The sequence below is a fragment of the Emticicia sp. genome (assembly GCF_049241225.1).
Lineage (GTDB): Bacteria > Bacteroidota > Bacteroidia > Cytophagales > Spirosomataceae > Emticicia.
On sequence record NZ_JBMLRC010000340.1, the window covers coordinates 1 to 2161 of the forward strand.

Sequence of the window (2161 nt, forward strand, 5' to 3'; positions counted from 1 at the left end):
TTACCCTAAATTCGTAATATCAAAAGGTAGTTTTCTGATACGTTTTCCGGTTGCTGCAAAAATCGCATTGCCCAGTGCTGGTGCGATTGGTGGTAAACCTGGCTCGCCAACGCCACCTGGATTTTCTCCACTGTCGATGATGTGAATTTCCATTTTTGGAGCTTCGTTCAATCGCATGACGTTGTATTGGTGGAAATTGGTTTGGTCGCAAACACCATTCGTGAAAGTGATTCCTCCTTTGATAGCCGCCGTGATTCCCATTACGATATTTCCTTCGGTTTGAGCTTTTACGTGGTCAGGATTTACATAATATCCGCAGTCGAGTACCGACACCACTTTATCTATTTTTACACCCGCTCCATCTTTTGAAACCGTAATGCAGCAAGCTGAAATACTACCAAATGAGGCAAAAACGGCTATTCCTTTGCCTTGCCCTGCTCCGAGTTTTTCTTTCCAATTAGCCTTTTCGGCAACTGTTTCCAACACTTTTCTATAACGAGCGTCTTTCACTAAGTCTAAACGAGCTTGTAGAGGGTCTTTTCCTGCCAACTGAGCCAATTCGTCAATGAAACATTCTTGTCCCCATCCAAAATTTGAAGCATAAACCGAACGCCACCAAACGATTGGAATTTCAGTTTTTACGTTTGTCCAAGAAATTTTTGAAACAGGAAATTCATATTTGCTATTTTCAGTGCTGATTTCACCTGATAGCCAAGGGTCAGATTCGTCAGGAGCTAAACCGCCAAATACTTGCCCAACAATCGATTCGCCAATAGCGTGGTGGTGAAAACCTGTGATTTTACCTTTGTCAACAAAACCCTGCATGTGGCTCAACATTCCTGGGCGATAAGGCCCTTGTGTAATATCATCCTCACGAGTCCAAATCATTTTTACTGGCTTTTTTAGTTCTTTCGCCAATAAACAAGTTTCGTTCAGATAATCATGGTAAGCTTTTCTACCAAACGAACCACCCAAAAGTGGCACATTAAATTTGATTTTATCTTTTGCAATACCCAATGCTCTCGAAACATCGGCCAAACCACCATCTGGGCCTTGTACGTGAGCCCAAACTTCGGCAGTGCCATCGTCTTTTACGTGTACAACCGCACATTCTGGTTCGATTGGAGCATGAGCCAAAAATGGAGTTTCATAGTTTACCTCCAATTTTTGTTTGGCATTGGCAAATTTTGCGTTGAAATCGCCTTTTTCTTCGTATCTGATACCTTCTTTTTTCGCTGCTTCGTAGGTGGCCGCAAAATAGTTATCGGTTGTCATGGTTTTGGCTAAATCACCGTCGTTCCAAGTAACTTTCAAGGCTTTTCTGCCTTTTTGTGCTGCCCACCAATTGGTTGCAATAACCGCCACGGCATCAGCTGCACGGTGCGGCATTGGTCGTTTGGTTTTAATAACTTGCAAAACGCCTTTTACTTTCAAGGCTTCGCTATCGTCAATCGAAACGACTTTTCCATGAATAGTTGGCGAGTGTTGAATACAGGCATAGACCATTCCCGGTACTTCGATGTCGATTCCGTAAACGGCTTTTCCTGTTACACGCTCAGGTACATCGAGGCGTTTGTTGTATTTACCCAAAATCTTGAAATCTTTCGGGTCTTTGAGTTTTGGATTCTTCGGAACTTGTAATTTTGAAGCATCATCAACCAATTCGCCATAAGTGAATGATTTATCTGAATTTTTCAAGTAAATCTTACCATCTTGGGCATAACAGTCGGCTATTGAAGCATTCCAGCGTTTAGCGGCTGTTTCGATGAGCATTTCTTTAGCGGCTGCACCAGCTTTGCGGAGTGATGTCCACAAGCCACGCACAGTGCTACTTCCGCCCGATTGTTGGCTACCGTATTTTTCTTGTCCACCCGACTGGATGAGTTTTACTTTATCCAAACTCACTTCCAATTCTTCGGCAATCAGCGAAGGTGCGGCTTGCGTAGAACCTTGTCCCATATCGGGGCGAGGATTTATTAGGGCAATGCTTCCATCGGTGCTGATAATGATGAAAGGATTGATTTCAAGGTCGAGAACTGCCGTTTTTGGGTCGGTATGAGAAATCTTCTTAGGGTGTTTTTCTTTGGCAAAAGAATTAAGCCCAACCATTAAACCGACTCCCGTAAGTGAGCCAGCTTTGATAAATGAGCGGCGTGAGGTA

At 43.5% G+C, this 2161-nt stretch carries 1 protein-coding gene; it reads right to left on the reverse strand.

Annotated elements, in window-relative coordinates; all coding sequences use genetic code 11:
* The coding region (locus ACOVO2_RS18310; RefSeq protein ID WP_421771365.1) for a molybdopterin cofactor-binding domain-containing protein at positions 1-2161 on the reverse strand (2161 nt) is incomplete at its 5' end.